The organism is Acinetobacter sp. YH12155 (genome assembly GCF_013418255.1).
In the GTDB taxonomy this organism is placed as follows: domain Bacteria; phylum Pseudomonadota; class Gammaproteobacteria; order Pseudomonadales; family Moraxellaceae; genus Acinetobacter; species Acinetobacter indicus.
The window spans coordinates 35,144-51,433 of sequence record NZ_VPCK01000014.1; the positions used below are offsets into that span (position 1 = coordinate 35,144).

Annotated in this window: 16 protein-coding genes; 9 read left to right on the top strand and 7 right to left on the bottom strand. The window is 48.1% G+C overall.

Annotated features, from left to right (window positions below; all coding sequences use genetic code 11):
• Positions 1-13: 13 nt before the first annotated feature.
• Positions 14-805 carry a triose-phosphate isomerase gene (gene tpiA / locus FTU86_RS09970; RefSeq protein ID WP_075167610.1) on the bottom strand — a complete coding sequence of 264 codons (792 nt, stop codon included), beginning with the start codon at positions 803-805 and terminating at the stop codon, positions 14-16.
• Positions 806-1,093: 288 nt separating this feature from the next.
• Here tpiA and pilB point away from each other — a divergent pair, with 288 nt between their 5' ends.
• The 4 genes from pilB to coaE are packed head-to-tail and all read left to right on the top strand — an operon-like array spanning position 1,094 to position 5,536.
• A complete protein-coding gene (pilB, locus tag FTU86_RS09975; RefSeq protein WP_075167609.1) occupies positions 1,094-2,800 on the top strand; it encodes a type IV-A pilus assembly ATPase PilB in 1,707 nt (568 codons plus the stop codon).
• Between the two features lie 30 nt (positions 2,801-2,830).
• Positions 2,831-4,057, top strand: a complete 1,227-nt coding sequence (locus FTU86_RS09980) for a type II secretion system F family protein (RefSeq protein WP_160241680.1) — start codon at positions 2,831-2,833, stop codon at positions 4,055-4,057.
• The gene (locus FTU86_RS09985; RefSeq protein ID WP_005181774.1) at positions 4,057-4,917 is read left to right on the top strand and encodes an A24 family peptidase; all 861 of its coding nucleotides are present in this window, start codon (positions 4,057-4,059) and stop codon (positions 4,915-4,917) included. Before FTU86_RS09980 ends, FTU86_RS09985 begins: the two co-directional genes overlap by 1 nt.
• Positions 4,918-4,927: 10 nt before the next feature.
• A complete protein-coding gene (gene coaE / locus FTU86_RS09990) occupies positions 4,928-5,536 on the top strand; it encodes a dephospho-CoA kinase (RefSeq protein WP_075175011.1) in 609 nt (202 codons plus the stop codon).
• On the opposite strand, the gene FTU86_RS09995 is transcribed toward coaE, so the two are convergent.
• From FTU86_RS09995 to FTU86_RS10005, 3 genes are all read right to left on the bottom strand, one after another.
• Positions 5,533-6,453, bottom strand: coding sequence for a DMT family transporter (locus FTU86_RS09995; RefSeq protein WP_016659657.1), 921 nt, complete (start codon positions 6,451-6,453; stop codon positions 5,533-5,535). The two genes, coaE and FTU86_RS09995, sit on opposite strands and share 4 nt — an antisense overlap.
• Positions 6,454-6,470: 17 nt before the next feature.
• Positions 6,471-7,223: a 23S rRNA (guanosine(2251)-2'-O)-methyltransferase RlmB gene (gene rlmB, locus FTU86_RS10000; RefSeq protein WP_005181769.1), complete on the bottom strand. Its 753-nt coding sequence runs from the start codon at positions 7,221-7,223 to the stop codon at positions 6,471-6,473.
• A 105-nt stretch (positions 7,224-7,328) separates the two neighbouring features.
• A complete protein-coding gene (locus FTU86_RS10005; protein WP_075167606.1) occupies positions 7,329-7,652 on the bottom strand; it encodes a pyrimidine/purine nucleoside phosphorylase in 324 nt (107 codons plus the stop codon).
• 710 nt (positions 7,653-8,362) lie between these two features.
• Between FTU86_RS10005 and recN the strand changes: the two genes are divergently transcribed.
• From recN to FTU86_RS10025, 4 genes are all read left to right on the top strand, one after another.
• Positions 8,363-10,027 (top strand): DNA repair protein RecN, encoded by a 1,665-nt coding sequence (gene recN / locus FTU86_RS10010; protein WP_104989178.1) that lies wholly within the window; start codon positions 8,363-8,365, stop codon positions 10,025-10,027.
• 109 nt (positions 10,028-10,136) lie between these two features.
• Positions 10,137-10,691, top strand: a complete 555-nt coding sequence (locus tag FTU86_RS10015; protein WP_005181761.1) for a YqgE/AlgH family protein — start codon at positions 10,137-10,139, stop codon at positions 10,689-10,691.
• On the top strand, positions 10,684-11,124 hold the full coding sequence (gene ruvX / locus FTU86_RS10020; RefSeq protein WP_075167604.1) for a Holliday junction resolvase RuvX: 441 nt from the start codon (positions 10,684-10,686) through the stop codon (positions 11,122-11,124). The genes FTU86_RS10015 and ruvX overlap by 8 nt, the downstream gene beginning before the upstream one ends.
• A gap of 119 nt (positions 11,125-11,243) precedes the next feature.
• Positions 11,244-12,011 (top strand): IclR family transcriptional regulator, encoded by a 768-nt coding sequence (locus FTU86_RS10025; protein WP_005181757.1) that lies wholly within the window; start codon positions 11,244-11,246, stop codon positions 12,009-12,011.
• 85 nt (positions 12,012-12,096) lie between these two features.
• On the opposite strand, the gene FTU86_RS10030 is transcribed toward FTU86_RS10025, so the two are convergent.
• Positions 12,097-12,720, bottom strand: coding sequence for an alpha-ketoglutarate-dependent dioxygenase AlkB (locus FTU86_RS10030; protein ID WP_104492097.1), 624 nt, complete (start codon positions 12,718-12,720; stop codon positions 12,097-12,099).
• 137 nt (positions 12,721-12,857) lie between these two features.
• Here FTU86_RS10030 and FTU86_RS10035 point away from each other — a divergent pair, with 137 nt between their 5' ends.
• Positions 12,858-14,660 (top strand): ABC transporter ATP-binding protein, encoded by a 1,803-nt coding sequence (locus FTU86_RS10035; protein WP_177155272.1) that lies wholly within the window; start codon positions 12,858-12,860, stop codon positions 14,658-14,660.
• Positions 14,661-14,742: 82 nt separating this feature from the next.
• On the opposite strand, the gene pgsA is transcribed toward FTU86_RS10035, so the two are convergent.
• Both pgsA and FTU86_RS10045 read right to left on the bottom strand, forming a co-directional pair.
• On the bottom strand, positions 14,743-15,330 hold the full coding sequence (gene pgsA / locus FTU86_RS10040; protein WP_034598126.1) for a CDP-diacylglycerol--glycerol-3-phosphate 3-phosphatidyltransferase: 588 nt from the start codon (positions 15,328-15,330) through the stop codon (positions 14,743-14,745).
• 108 nt (positions 15,331-15,438) lie between these two features.
• On the bottom strand, positions 15,439-16,233 hold the full coding sequence (locus tag FTU86_RS10045; RefSeq protein WP_104473326.1) for a thioesterase family protein: 795 nt from the start codon (positions 16,231-16,233) through the stop codon (positions 15,439-15,441).
• Positions 16,234-16,290: the final 57 nt, after the last annotated feature.

Sequence of the window (16,290 nt, forward strand, 5' to 3'; positions counted from 1 at the left end):
GCTGAACTCCTAATTATTGTGTATTGGCAAAGGCCTGCGCAATTTGATGGAACGATGCTGCATTTAAAGAAGCACCGCCGACCAGCGCGCCATTAATATCTGGGCAGGCTGCTAACTCTACTGCATTTTCCGGCTTAACACTACCACCGTACAGAATAGCCATTTGCGGACCATAGCTGGTCAGCTGGGTCAGACCTTCACGAATTTTGGCATGCATGGCCTGCGCATCTTCAGGCGAAGCGGTTTTACCAGTACCAATGGCCCAGATTGGCTCATAGGCAATTACAATATTCTGCCACTGCTCTGCCTCGACCACTGCCGCAATGTCACAAATCTGCTGTAACACCACCTGCTCGGCCTGGCCACTTTCACGCTGCTGCAGGCTTTCACCGACACAGTAAATTACGGTCAGACCGGCTGCCAGTGCATTTTGAATTTTTGCATTTAGAATTTGCAGATTTTCAGCAAAAATTTCACGGCGTTCTGAGTGACCGACCAGTACAAAGCCAATCTGGCTGTCTTTTAATAGCTCGGCACTCACCTCACCAGTATAAGCACCTAAACCGGCAATACGTGAAACATCTTGTGCCACGGTATACACCGGACGTACCGCAGTTTTCAGCTGCTCCTGAACACTGCCCAATGCGATTGCAACCGGTGCAACCCCTAAATGACACTGTGCGGCATCAATGGCCTGCTGTTCTAATAATGTTTTAAATTCTGAAACCAGCTGTTGCGCTTCTGCTTGCACTGGGTTCATTTTCCAATTGCCAATCACCCAAGGCGTAATCGCCGAACCCGACATACAATACCTATTCAAATACCTATGTTTCAATCGCGCACATTCTACACGTAAATCGGTTCAGGACAGAACAATTTGTTGCGGCATTTTTAGATTTGCAGTCTAAATAGGCCCATCCGAACACCGGCTTAACAAAAATCTTTGCCGATTAATTGCGACTGGTTCATGCTTTTAGGGGATACTTAGGTGGTGACATCATTTTCAGATATGGTATTTTTATGCAACAAAAGTATAATTTTGTGATACCAATTATAAACAAACTTTTTTGATTTTTTTTAAGGACGTTGGGGAATGTCAGTACAACAAGCAATGCCTAGATTTACAGGTTTTATTCGGCGACTGGTCGAAGAAGGGCTTGTGACGGCTGAAAATATGCAGCAAGCCATTGTCGCGGCAAGAAAAGCTGAGACCGATATTGTGCCGTATTTAATTCAGCAGTTGCAGATTTCACCGCTGACTATTGCTGAAAAAATTTCCTATGAATTTGGTGAGCCGATTTTTGACTTAGCCGTGTACGATTCGCGTCTGATTGTACGTGAAGGTCTGGATGAAAAACTGTTCACCAAATACCGGATTCTGCCCATTTTCCGACGTCACAATCAGCTTTATATTGCTACCAGTAACCCAACCAATATCGAAGCCATTGATGCGATCCGCTTTAACAGCAAGCTGAATATTGAAGTGGTGATTGTTGAGCATGACAAGCTGGAACGGCTGATTGAACAGAACTTTACCGAAGACAGCACCTTTGACTTTGATGAAGACTTTGATCTGGAAGTTGGCGACAACGCTCCCGAAACACAAGAAGATGACGATGAGCCACAAGGCGATGAAGCCCCAATCGTCAAATATATTAATAAGTTACTGGTCGATGCAATCCGTATGGGCGCCTCGGATTTGCACTTCGAGCCTTATGAAAAAAGCTACCGGGTCCGTTACCGGATTGACGGCGTTTTGCGCCAGATTGCCAATCCTCCGTTACAGCTGGCCACACGCCTCGCCTCACGTTTAAAAGTTATGTCACAAATGGACATCTCAGAAAAACGTATTCCGCAGGATGGCCGGATCAAGCTCAAGCTGTCAAAAAACAAAGCCATCGACTTCCGTGTCAACTCATTGCCGACCCTGTTTGGAGAAAAAATTGTACTACGTATTCTCGATCCATCTAGCGCCATGCTGGGGATTGATGCACTTGGTTATGAACCGGAGCAAAAAGAGCTGTTTATGGAGGCGCTGGACAAACCACAAGGCATGTTACTGATTACCGGTCCGACCGGTTCCGGTAAAACCGTGTCTTTATATACCGGCTTAAATATCCTCAACCGCGAAGACACCAATATTTCTACCGCCGAAGATCCGGTGGAAATTAACCTGGAAGGGATTAATCAGGTCAACGTCAATCCGAAAGTGGGTCTGACCTTTGCCGCAGCACTAAAATCATTCCTGCGCCAGGATCCGGATATTGTTATGGTCGGTGAGATCCGTGATCTGGAAACTGCAGAAATTGCTATTAAAGCTGCACAAACCGGTCACATGGTCATGTCGACGCTGCACACCAACAGTGCACCCGAAACCCTGACCCGTTTACGCAACATGGGCGTCCCCTCATTTAACATCGCCACCTCGGTGAACCTGGTGATTGCCCAGCGTCTGGCACGTCGTCTGTGTCAGAAATGCAAGGCCCCGGTGGAGATTCCACGCCAGAGCCTCTTGGAGCTCGGCTTTACCGAAGAAGATTTAAACCAGCCAGAGTTCCAGCTGTATCAGCCGGTTGGCTGCCCGGAATGTCGTGAAGGTTATAAAGGCCGTGTCGGGGTCTATGAAGTGATGAAAGTCACCCCGGAAATCTCACGCATTATTATGGAAGATGGCAATGCCTTGCAGATTGCAGCAGCCTCGGCAAAATCCGGGTTTAACAATTTACGCCGTTCAGGATTAATCAAGGTCATGCAGGGGGTCACTTCTTTACAGGAAGTGAATCGTGTGACCAGCGAATAGATGAAGCATTTAAAATAAGGATAAACACGCATGGCTGTCAAAAAAGCACAGATGATGCCCACCTTTATTTATGAAGGGATTGACCGCAAAGGGGCAAAACTTAAAGGGGAACTGCCAGCACGTAATATGGCGCTGGCCAAGGTCACGTTGCGCAAGCAAGGGATCACCATCAAAACCATCCGCCAGAAGAAGAAAAATATTCTTGAAGGCTTGATGAAGAAAAAAGTCTCGACCCTGGACATCACGATTTTTACCCGCCAGCTGGCGACCATGATGAAAGCCGGTGTACCGCTGGTGCAAAGCTTTGAAATTGTGGCTGAAGGTCTGGAAAACCCGGCCATGCGTGAAGTGGTATTGGGGATTAAAGGCGAAGTCGAAGGGGGCAATACCTTTGCTGGTGCACTGCGTAAATATCCGCAACATTTCGATAATCTGTTTTGCTCGCTGGTTGAATCGGGTGAACAGTCGGGTGCTCTAGAAACTATGCTGGACCGGGTAGCGATCTATAAAGAAAAGAGCGAATTACTCAAACAAAAAATCAAGAAAGCCATGAAATACCCGGCAACGGTGATTGTGGTGGCCGTGATTGTCACGATTATTTTGATGGTCAAAGTGGTACCGGTATTTGAAGAACTCTTCACCTCTTTTGGTGCCGACTTACCGGCCTTCACCAAAATGGTGGTAAATATGTCGCAGTGGACCCAGAAATACTGGTTTGTGCTGATTATTGTCATCGGCTTTGCCATTGCAGCTTTTCTGGAAGCCAAGAAACGCAGCAAGAAATTCCGTGACCTGCTGGACAAAGCCGCCCTGAGAGCGCCAATTTTTGGTGATCTGGTCTATAAAGCGATTATTGCGCGTTATAGCCGTACCCTGGCCACCACCTTTGCTGCCGGTGTTCCCTTAATTGATGCACTGGAATCCACTGCCGGCGCCACCAACAACGTGGTTTATGAAGAAGCGGTAATGAAAATCCGTGAAGATGTCGCCACCGGTCAGCAGTTGCAGTTTGCCATGCGGGTCACGGATAAATTCCCTTCGATGGCCGTGCAGATGGTTGCGATTGGTGAAGAATCCGGTGCGCTGGATGCGATGCTGGATAAAGTCGCGACCCACTACGAAAACGAAGTCGATAACGCCGTCGATGGCTTAACCTCGATGATGGAACCACTGATTATGGCCGTTCTCGGGATTCTGGTCGGCGGTCTGGTGGTCGCGATGTATCTCCCAATCTTCCAAATGGGCTCTGTGGTTTAATGCAAGAATTCATTCATTATCTGATTCAACACCCAACTGCGCTGTATTTCGTAGTTGGGATTTTTAGTTTATGTATTGGCAGTTTTCTGAATGTGGTGATTTACCGCACGCCAAAAATGATGGAACAGGAATGGCGCAATGACTGTCAAATGCTGCTGCATCCTGAACAGGCCATCATTGATGAAAGCAAAATCAGCCTCAGTCAGCCAGCCTCGACCTGTCCGAAATGCCACAGCCCGATTCGCTGGTATCAGAATATTCCAGTAATCAGCTGGCTGCTTCTACGTGGCAAATGTGGCCAATGCCAAAACCCGATCAGTATTCGTTATCCTTTTATTGAACTGCTGACCGCAGTGTGTGCCTTAACCGTAGTCGCGGTTTTTGGCCCGACCCTGCAAATGCTGTTTGGCCTGGTGTTGACCTATGTGTTAATTGCCCTGACCTTTATTGATTTTGACACCCAGCTGCTGCCTGACCGCTATACCCTCCCCCTGGCTGCACTCGGCTTGGGGGTGAACAGCTATGCCCTGTACACCTCCGCTAGCTCTGCCATTTGGGGATATATCATTGGCTTTTTATGTCTGTGGGTGGTGTATTACCTGTTTAAGCTGGTGACTGGCAAAGAAGGTATGGGCTATGGCGATTTTAAATTGCTGGCCGCCTTAGGTGCCTGGATGGGCCCGCTGATGCTGCCGCTGATTGTGTTGCTATCTTCTCTGGTTGGTGCAATCATTGGCATTATTTTGCTGAAAATCCGCAAAGAGAACCAGCCTTTTGCCTTTGGCCCTTATATTGCCATTGCCGGCTGGATCGCCTTTTTGTGGGGTGATGCAATCATGAAGCTTTATTTAGGTCAATAAGGACAACAGGATGACATTTGTTTTGGGTTTAACTGGCGGCATTGGCAGCGGTAAATCGGCAGCAAGTCACTGGTTTGAAACCCAAGGCATTGTGGTGGTCGATGCAGATGTGGTGGCACGTGAAGTGGTTGAGCCAGGCCAGCCGGCCCTGACCCAGATTCATCAGGCCTTTGGCGACTGGGTCCTGCTCAATGGCGAGCTCAACCGCCGTGCCTTACGCGAGCATATTTTTAAAGAACCGGCAGCACGCAAAACCCTGGAAGCGATTACCCATCCGGCCATTCGCCAGTCGATCATCCAGCAGTTACAGGCAGCCCGCAGTGCCTATGTGGTGCTGGTGTCTCCACTGTTATTTGAAAGCAACCAGCATGAACTGACCCAGCGCAACCTGTTAATTGATGCCTCTGAAGAACTGCAGATTCAACGCGCCTCACAACGCGATGGACAAAGTATTGAACAAATTCGCAAGATTATTCAGGTACAGATGTCACGCGCAGACAAACGCCAGCGGGCAGATGATATTGTGCTGAATGATGGTCATCTGGAGCATCTCTATGCCCAGCTTCAACCCTTACATCAACACTATATGACTTTGGCGCAACAGCAGCAGTCGGTTTAAGACGGCTTGTTTTGTCGTTCGATTTGCTGGCTTAAGCTGTCTTTCCGGCCCCACCAGCGCCAAGGCTGTAACGCCCCAATGCCCATACCAAGCAGACCACAGACAATCGCCAGGCTCAATGGCTCATTCAGTAACGGTACCGCCAGAATAGCGGCAATAAACGGTGCCAAGGTCACAATACTGCCAGCCTTAAAAGCACCTAAACGCTTAATCGCTTCGACATAGCTGAGCGTGGCAATAATCACCACAAAAATTCCATGAAACAGGGTCTGACCAATTAAATGCAGTGGTTCAGGACCACTCAGGTTTTTCGGAAAAAATAGCCAATAAATAGGTACATACACCAAAGCTGACCAGATGGCTACACTGGCCATAGAATGCCAGGCCGACAGCTTCCATTGCCGCAACAGCACCGTAAAGACGCCCCACCACAAGGCACTCAGGAAAAACAGCAGATCGCCAAAACCGAAAGCGACACCGGTTTCCTGATACATCAGCAGACTCATGGCAGCAATCGCCAGCAGCATGATCAATACGCTGATCCAGGTATGCCGGTCAAAGGGCTGTCGAAACAGCAACCAGGCCGCCAGTGCAGTACATAAGGGAATACAGCCATTCAAGAAAATCGCCGCATGCGCCGCTGGCACAAAATGAAATGCACTATAAGCCGTCAGGCAGTAACCGACACCGCCAATCATCGCCAGGATAAAGGACTGTCGGGTCCATAAAAATGCCGTATCTTTGCGATACAGCAAAACCGGCATCAGCAGGCAAAAGGCCAACATAAAACGCAAGGCCACCAGATCCCAAGCACTAATGCCCCACAGGGCACTTAAACGGGTACTCAGGGTAAAGCCACCCCAAATACACATGGTGATGGCCAGTAACAGATAGCCTTGCTGGCGTGCGTTGATCATTAAGATGGAAAGAGCGCTTAAGCCGGTTGACGCTGACGGCAGGCTTCATACAGCGCCATACCAGTGGCCACACTAACATTCAGGCTTTGCAGATTGCCCATCATCGGGATATATACGGTTTGATCGCACTGCGACTGGGTGATTGGGCGCAAACCGGTATCTTCGGCTCCCATCACCACACACACCGCCGTACCGGTGAAGTCAAACTTCTGGATCGGCAAGGCTTTTTCATCCAGCATGGTGCCGACCACGCGCACATTAAACTGCTCTTTGATTTGCCCCAAAGTACGGGCCAGATTGGTAACCTGAATAAATTTAACTTTCTCGGCGCCACCAGCAGCCACTTTACGCGCCGTTGGGGTCAGGCTGGCTGAACGGTCACGCGGTACAATCACCGCTTCTACACCCATGGCTGCTGCCGTACGGATACAGGCGCCCAGATTATGCGGATCGGTGACCTGATCCAGAGCCAGTAACAGTGGCTGATTGGACTGCTGCAACAGCTGTTCCAAATCTTTTTCATTTAAGGTTGGATGCGGACGCACCGCAGCCACCACGCCCTGATGAAATGGCAAACCGGCCAGTTTTTCCAGGCTGTCACGACTGGCTTTTTGTACGCTAATACCAAACGGCTCTGCCAGTTCCAGAATACGCTGTAAACGCTGGTCATCACGACCTTTGAGGGTAAACAGGGTTAATACACGCTCCGGTTCAAGTTCTAACAATGACTCTACCGAATGAACGCCATAATAATATTCTGGTTTTGCCATGAATGACCTCAACGCTGTGCTGTAAATCCAAAAGAAAAATCCTGCAAAGGAAACTTTACAGGATTTCTGTGTCGGCCTAGTTTAACCGATTTGAGCTAAAAATGCTTAGCCTTCTAAATGACAAACGTAGTCCAGTACATCATCAGTTTCAATCTTAAAACGGCTGTTGCCCGGTACATAGAAGGACTGACCGGCACGGAAAAGCTCACTTTCTTCACTATCGGCGATTTGCACACGACATTCACCTGAAATAATTTCCATCCGTTCAGGAACATGCGTTTCGAAAGTTAAGGCTTGTTCAGTCGGTAAAATCACACCTAGCGTCTTTTTGGTGCCATCTTCAAATTGTACCGTATGACTAATGCAGAGCCCGCTAAAATAAACATTGGATTTTTTTACCACTGATACATGATCAAACTGAGCTGACATGCGTATTCTCCAGCTAACGCGTTTTTATATTTTATGATTGAGGTAGTGTAATGCTGCCTACTGAACTAATCAATCAATCTTCATCTAAGGTAAATCACTCTATTTCCTGTCGTTTCAGGCAAGTCATTTTGCCTGGCACGCGAATAAATTCACCTCATTTTTGCGAGAGTCTAAATCAACTTTCAGGCAAGTACAAATACCTTTTAATCGCAGATGAACTAAAGTTCAACGCCCCCATTGCACTCTCCGACCATCTGTATTTTCAGCCTGACAAATCCTGCGCCGAACTGGTTCAATTCGGGTTATGCATCTGACTGATTTTCATCTGAATCTCTAAATATAGTGAGCACCTTCCTGCTCGTCTTCAGCTTGTCTGATAATCACAAAAAATTGATGATTGGCAGATAAAGTTATGCACCATTCTGCCGGCGCTGTATTGCAAGCACATGAAACTGGACACAGTTTTCTGTTTCAGATGAAGATAACAGCTGATCTTTCGATTGCAACAGTAGCGACTTGATCTACATGGTGGATGTAGAACCTCTGCTCACAGCATGCCGCTGAATATTCTGTACCGAGAAGTTTTATTTTTCTGCAAAAATTAAGCTAGAATGATCGTGTTTTTTCAGTTGCTTAAAATAAAGGGCGATGCTTTGCACTGCCCAACCTGACACTCTTCAACTCAAACTTTTCGCAGCCTGGATGCGTTTATGCTGACACATTTAACCCTGATCAATTTTGCCTTAGCCGACCGTTTAGCCATTGATATTGAATCTGGTTTTAACGTCCTGACCGGGGAAACAGGTGCCGGAAAATCATTATTGCTGGATGCGCTTTCGGCCTGTCTAGGTGAACGCACCGACACCAATTATGTCCGTTATGGCGCAGACAAGGCCGATGTCACTGCCACCTTCAGTTATCATGACGGCAGTCCGGAAGCCGAGTGGCTGAAACAGCAGGAACTGGATGATGAATCGGGTGAAATCCATTTACGCCGGGTAATTTTCGCCACCGGACGCAGCAAGGCCTGGATTAACGGCCGTCCGAGCAGTCTGTCTGAGCTCAAAGAAATTGGCCGTTTGCTGGTGCAGCTGTATAGCCAGCACAGCCAGCAGCAGCTGTTAGAACCGCCTTATCCAAAACACTGGCTGGATCGTTATAGCAATTTTTATGCGCCAGCCCAGGCCGTACGCGATGCCTATAGCCAGTGGCAAAAAGATATTCGCCAGCATCAGGCGGCTTTGGATGCCCAGGCGACGCGTAAACAGCGCATCGACACACTGGAATTGCAGCTGGAAGAATTAGAAGAAGTGGTCCAGGTCGATTATGCCGATATTGAACAGGAATTTGATCGCTTAAGCCATCATGAAGCGATTATGCAGGATTGTGCCTATAGTCTGAACGGGCTGGATGAAGCAGAGCCAAACCTGAGCCAGGAACTGTCCTCGATTTTACGGCGTCTGGAAAGCCATGCCGGCCGTAGTGAACAGCTGTCAGAAATTTATACTTCCCTGCTGAATGCGCAAAGTGAAATTGAAGATGCCACCGCCAGTTTGCGTCATTTTATTGACCGGCAGAGTTTCGATCCGGAGCGGATGGAAGAACTGAATTCCAAACTGGAAATTTTCCATCGTCTGGCCCGTAAATATCGCACCCAGCCAGAATTATTGAAAACCGAATATGACAACTGGCAGGCCGAGCTGGAACAGCTGCATCAGCTGGAAGATCCGGAAACCTTGGCCGAACAGGTCGAAGTGTCCTATCAGGACTTTTTGGCCAAGGCCGAACATTTAGACCAGATTCGACGTGAAGCTGCCGGACCTTTGGCCAAACAGCTGACCGAACAGGTGAAACAGCTGGCCTTGCCAGAAGCACATTTTGAATTTAAATTTGAGCCTTTAGAGCAGCCATCGAGTGAAGGCTTAAGCTTTATCCAGCTGCTGTTTACAGCCAATAAAGGCATTCCAGCACAACCACTGGCGCGTGTCGCTTCGGGCGGTGAACTGTCACGTATTGCGCTGGTGATGCAGGTCATGAATGCTGAAAAAACCGAAGCAGAAGTGCTGGTGTTTGACGAAATTGATGTCGGGATTAGTGGTGGTACGGCGGAAATTGTGGGTCGTTTACTGGCCGGTCTGGGACAGCATGTACAAATTCTGTGTATTACCCATCAGGCGCAGGTTGCGGCTCAGTCTGACCAGCACCTGCTGGTGAAAAAACAGCAGACCGATCCGGCCAGCAGTACTATTTTAATGCTGCAAGAAGAAGAGCGGATTCTGGAACTGGCGCGGATGACCGGTGGCGTCGAAATTAACGAAACCACCTTGCAGCATGCCAAGCAGTTGCGTCAGCTCAAGTTTCAATCTGGCGCATAAAATCACTGAAAAACCACAAAAAATGTTTGGTGAAATAGCAATCCTCTTGTAACGTGATGATTAAGACCTATATCTATATCAGAACATACATTTTAGGAGAAAGGCTTAGGTGACCAAACAATATCTGACACATCGCTGTCTTATTGCGCCACCCGAGATAAATGATGACTTTTTTGCGAATACTGTCATTTATTTGGCGCGTCATGATGAAGACGGGGCGCAAGGCATTATTCTCAATCGTCCGGCAGGGATTCAAATTAAAGAGTTACTGAATGATCTGGATATTGAAGCCGATCATGTCCATCCACATGAAGTATTGCAAGGCGGGCCGCTGCGTCCGGAAGCCGGATTTGTGCTGCATACTGGCCAGCCAACTTGGCATTCATCCATTGCGGTTGGTGAAAATGTCTGTATTACCACTTCCAAAGATATTCTGGATGCCATTGCCCATAACGAAGGCGTAGGCCGTTACCAGATTGCCCTCGGCTATGCCAGCTGGAGTAAAAACCAGCTGGAAGAAGAAATTTCGCGTGGTGACTGGCTGATCTGTGATTCAGATATGGACCTGATTTTTAACCTGCCCTATAGCGACCGTTGGGATGCCGCCTACCGGAAAATCGGAATTGACCGCACCTGGCTTGCATCAGAGATTGGCCATGCCTGAGTCTGCTGTACACCTGATTATGGCCTTCGATTTTGGCACCCAGAAAATGGGCATGGCGGTGGGTCAATCCCTGATTGAAAGCGCCACGCCGCTGGCCCTGTTTCCCATGAAAGATGGTATTCCAAACTGGGATGAACTGCTGAAACTGGTGAAACAGTATCAGCCAAATTTATTTCTGGTTGGCTTGCCACTGAACATGGATGATAGCGAGTCAGAGCTGTCGACCCGGGCGCGCAAGTTTGCCCGACGTCTGCGTCATCAGACCAATATTGAAACCCTGATGGTAGATGAACGTTTGACCACGCGTGAAGCCCGTGATGAACTGGATCATTATCAGGCCCAGGGACGTGGTAAAAAAATTGCCGCCGACAGTATTGCGGCCGCCCTGTTCATTGAAAGCTGGTATCGTTATCCGCAAGGCGTCCAGCCTTAAAATCTCGCTGTTGACGTCCAAATCCCCTTTCTCTTGGTTTTCAGCTCAATCCGGTCTGTTATGATAGTCAGTACCGGATTTTTTCATTGATCTTTTTTCACGTTGTAGAGTAATCGCTGATGGCAATATCGAGTTTTGGCAAAATTTTGATGGTTCTGAATTTATTTTCAGTGTCACGTCCGGTGATTAATGTCGATATGATCAGTGAAGAACTGGGCCTGTCCAAACCGACCAGCTACCGCTATTTAAAAGAACTGGTTTCGGCCGAATTATTGCAGCGTTTAAGTGGGACTTCGGGCGATTACACCCTCGGCTCGAAAATTGCAGTGCTGGATTATATTTCCCGCACCACCGATCCACTGGTGCAAATCAGCATTCCGTTTATGCAGGATATTGTGCAGCGTACCGAATTTTGCTGCGTACTGACCTATCTGAATCAGGATGCCTGTATCGACCTGCATGATGAAGTATTCCAGCATATGAATCTGCTGTCCTATGGCCGCGGCTGCCCACGTCCGGTGTATATGGGTTCGTCACCGAAAATCATGCTGGCGCATTTACCAAAACAGAAAATGCTGAATTATTATCAGCGTTTTGCCGTGCAGTTCCGTCAGTCCGGTTTTGCCCAGGATGAAGCCGAGTTCATCAGCAAAATGAAAAAGATCAAAAAACAGGGCTATTACTATTCTAGTGGTGAACTGGAACCGCAACTGGCCGGCTTGTCGGTGCCGATCAGACTCTCCAATAAAACAGCACCATTCACCCTGACCTTACTGGCCTCCAAAAACCGCTTTGAATTTGTCAATGTCGAAAAGCTGATTGCCATTTTGCAGGAAAATGCCGCGCTGATTGAACAGAAAGTTGAAAGTCTGAATCCACACGCTTAACTTGATCTTTATCAAAATACAGCTGTTAAGATCAGCGTGGTGAGATAAATCTCTGCCCTGCCCGGCCTTTGGATCACAACCAGCATTAGAGTGGATAAAAATAGCGAAAGGTTAAATTGATTCGCGGCGTCACCACACGGCTGGATTTGGGCAGGCTGTGCTTCCAGTAGCGCTGGGTCTGCCCGCGCATCACAATTAATTGGCCACTCTGTAGCAGCAGTTCAACTTTTGCTGCGCTGTGTTTGTGCTTAAAGCTAAATTTACGGGTTGCACCCAGACTTAAAGAAGCAATCACCGTTTCTGCACCCGGAGCTGCGACCAGACTCGGTTCATCATCACTGTGCCAGCCCAGTCCCTGACTGCCATCTGCATATAAATTGGCTAAACAGGAATTAAATGGATGTCCCACGATCTGTTCAATCTGCTGTTTTAACTGCCACAAAGCCGGATGCCAACGCTGCGCCTGCTTCAAACTGCCCGAATAACGATACTGATAATACTCATCACCATACCAGGCAATTTTCCGCGCGGTGACATAATGTTTGCCAAATAAGGTGACTTCATCGGCTTGCCAGGCCAGCTGCTGTAAACATTGCTGCAAGTAAGCGTGACTGTCCTCAGCGGACAGAATCAGCCCATAATCCTGCACGATCCCCTCATAGGGCAACAGATTCTGCCGCGGCTCAGGCGGAAACAGTTCCAGATTCATTGTGGCGTTTTCCTGCGAAGCGGAACTTCAGTTTAAACCCAAAACGGCTTCACAAATCAAAACATTCTCTGTGCTTGTGAGCCACGCCAAATCGACATAGACTGAAAAACAGGTTTTAGAATAAAAAATAATTGCTTATGAACTTATGGCAGCTCTTTCAGAAGCTCAAGCCCTTTGTGCGGCCGTATCGGCTGCTGGTGATTGCCACGCTGATTCTGACTTTAATTGGTTCTCTGACCGCACAGGTCAATGCCCTGACCCTGCAATATGCCGTCGACAGCATTAACCGGCTGGTAGAAGCTGGTCAGGGGCTGGCTGAAGGCTGGCAGATTCTGATAACCATTAGCGCCATTTTACTGGGCAAGGAAATCATTAATGCCTTTGTCCAATTCGGGCAGAAATTTTATGGTGAAAAACTGCGGATTTTTGTGTCGCAGGATTTGGCCCAAGGTATTATTGAAAAGTTCCTGACTTACCGGCTGGCGTTTTTTAATCAGGACAACAATCAGGCCGGCAAGCTGCAAACCCGGATTGATCGCGGCATTGGCTCCCTCACCCGGCTGGTACAAATCTTTTTTATTGATATTTTACCGTTATTTACCAGTGCGATTATTGCCTTAGGGCTGATGTACTGGGCCAATTTCTATGTCGGGCTGGTAGCCTCGGCCATTGTGCCCATTTATTTCTGGCTGACCTATAAACAGGCCCAGAAACTTGGCAGCTGGCGCCGCAATTTACGTGATGGCCGTGAACGGAAAAGCCAGGGCATTCTGAGTATTATCAACTCGATTACCGTGATCAAATCCTTTAACCGGGAACATATCGAATCGGACAAACAGCTAAAACTGCAAAAGGAACTGACCGATAACCAGATGCATACCCGGCAGACCAGCTTCCTGTTTGATGGCCTGAAAACCTTTATTGAACAGATCGGGATTGTGCTGATTATTATCCTGACTGCCTATTTTGTGCTGGATGGCCAGATGAGTATCGGTATGATCATGTATCACGTGCTGCTGTTTAATAACGTATCTGCACCAATCCGTTCACTGCACCGGATTTATGATGAAGTGAATGATGCCATGATCTACTCGGAAAGCTTTTTCCAGATTCTGGAGGCTGATGATGAAATTGAAGCCAGCGGTGCACAAAAACCGGCAATTCGCGGGCAATTTAATTTAAGCGGAGTCGAGTTTTATTATCCGAACGGGCATCATGCCTTAAAAAATATTGAGATGTGCATTCAGCCCAACAAGATTACCGCGCTGGTCGGCCTGTCCGGTGCAGGGAAATCGACCCTGATCAGCCTGCTGGATAAATTCTATGAACCACAGCAGGGCAGCATTCAGTTAGATGGAGTGGATTTAAAAGACATCGACACCCAATACCTGCGTGACCATATCGGACTGGTGCTGCAAAAAAACCATATTTTCCAGGGCAGTATTTTTGACAATATCCGCTATGGCAAAACCGATGCTTCTCAGGAAGAAGTGATACAGGCCGCCCAGAAAGCCTCGATTCATGAGCAGATTTTGCAGCTCCCGCAAGGCTATGACAGTGATGCCCTGATGCTCTCGGGCGGTCAGCAGCAGCGGATTGCACTGGCGCGGATGTTCCTGAAAAATCCACCGATTATTTTTCTGGATGAACCAACCGCCAGTCTGGATGCCATTGCCACCGAGCAGATCAAGCAGAGTCTGGATGAAATTAAACAGGGCCGTACCGTGGTGATTATCTCACACAGTCTGTCGCAGATTATTGATGCCGATTACACCTATGTCATGAAAGAAGGCGCGATTGCCGAACACGGCGAACATGACACGCTGTACCATCAGGACGGTGTCTATAAAGAAATTTTTGATGCGATGGCCAAAAGCCTGAATATTGAAAAGATTGCCCGAACCTTTGAAGATGACGCAGAAGAAGAAACCCATAGTTAAACCGCAATCCGGTTAAAGATGAAGGAATGATTCTGTATTTTTTAATCCATAAAAAAAGCTCCTGTACAGGAGCTTTTTTGCCTTAAGGCTGTTTTAAATACGGCCAGGCGGCTTTTAAATAAATAAACATCGACCACAAAGTCAGCACCACCGCAGTATAGAGTAAGGCATAACCAAGCAATTCCAGTGGCTCCCAGTTCAGCAAGAACACGGAAATCGCAATCATCTGAAATGCAGTTTTATATTTCCCGACGGTAGAGACCGCCACGCTGGTACGCGCGCCAAGTTCTGCCATCCATTCACGCAAGGCCGACACGGTAATTTCACGTGAAATAATTACAATCGCGGCAAAGGCCATGGAAATGGTCGGCTGCCATTGCACCAAGACAATCAGGGCGGCTGCCACCATCAGTTTATCCGCCACCGGATCCAGGAAACGGCCAAAGGCTGAGGTCTGGTTTAAGGTTCGTGCCAGATAGCCATCAAACCAGTCAGTGACGGCAGCAATCACAAAAATAGCGGTCAGAATCAGATGCCGGGTCATCCCTGCATCATGATCATGGATTCCCATGGCAGGCGGCCAGTAGGCCACCAATAAAAATACGGGAATTAAGGCTATACGCGCTAAAGTTAAAATATTTGGAATGTTCAGGATTCGACCTGTTGTCATAGACACCGCCAATGCTTCCCCGTTATGCACGAGCTAAATGCACATATTTTTTGAGGGTTTATCCATCGTTAATAGGCTTCACTTTATACGAAATGGCAGAAAGTGTCACTAGGCAAAGACCGTTACGGTTTGCCGCGAAATGGCAATCAGCCGGTTTTCAGCATCCCAAAGATGCGCCGTTTCAGTAGAATAGCCATCTGCCGCATGCTCGGTAATCACTTTATATTTAAACCAATCATGCACTTGGTGGCGGATCGGATGCACATAAGTAATATGCCAGGTCAGCGAACTGGCCGGTGACAAGGTTTTAAATAAAGGCAGTACACCCGGTGGCCAAATGTCCATCAGTGTGACCAGATCGGCCACAGTAAAGTCGCGGTTGGCATGTTTTTCTGGCGTATAGCGGCACCAGCCACCAAAATCGGACTGCTGGCTGCCGGTACACGGATAATCGCCTTCGGCCCAGCACACTTCAAACTGCTGATAGCATTCCGGCATCAGCTGATGCACTGGTAAATAGTTAAGCTGCGCTGGTGCAGGATAATCCGGCGCCAGCGGTTCCTGCTGTACCTGAATACTGGATTCACGCGCCGCGCCAAAGCTGGCCAGCAAGATGCTTTGTACCGCATCATCCTGCCATAAGCGCACTTCCAGCGTGGTCACCGACTTGCCCTGTCGCAAAATTTCTGCACTGATTCTGGCCCGGTCTTCCCGTACCGGCCCGACAAAGGTCACCGATGCACTGAGCAGGCGTTTATCCGGGTCGGCAATCACCGAAAGGGCTTTCTGCATCATCAGTCCGGCCACCAGTCCGCCATAGATGGTTCGGCCCTGTAACCAGCCTGTTGGAATCTGAATCCATTCATCCTGCTCGATTGCGGCAAATACAGAACGCAGCGACATATATTTTCCTTTTTATTGAGTGCGCTTCATCTTGCAGCTTTTCAGTGTGGATGTGAA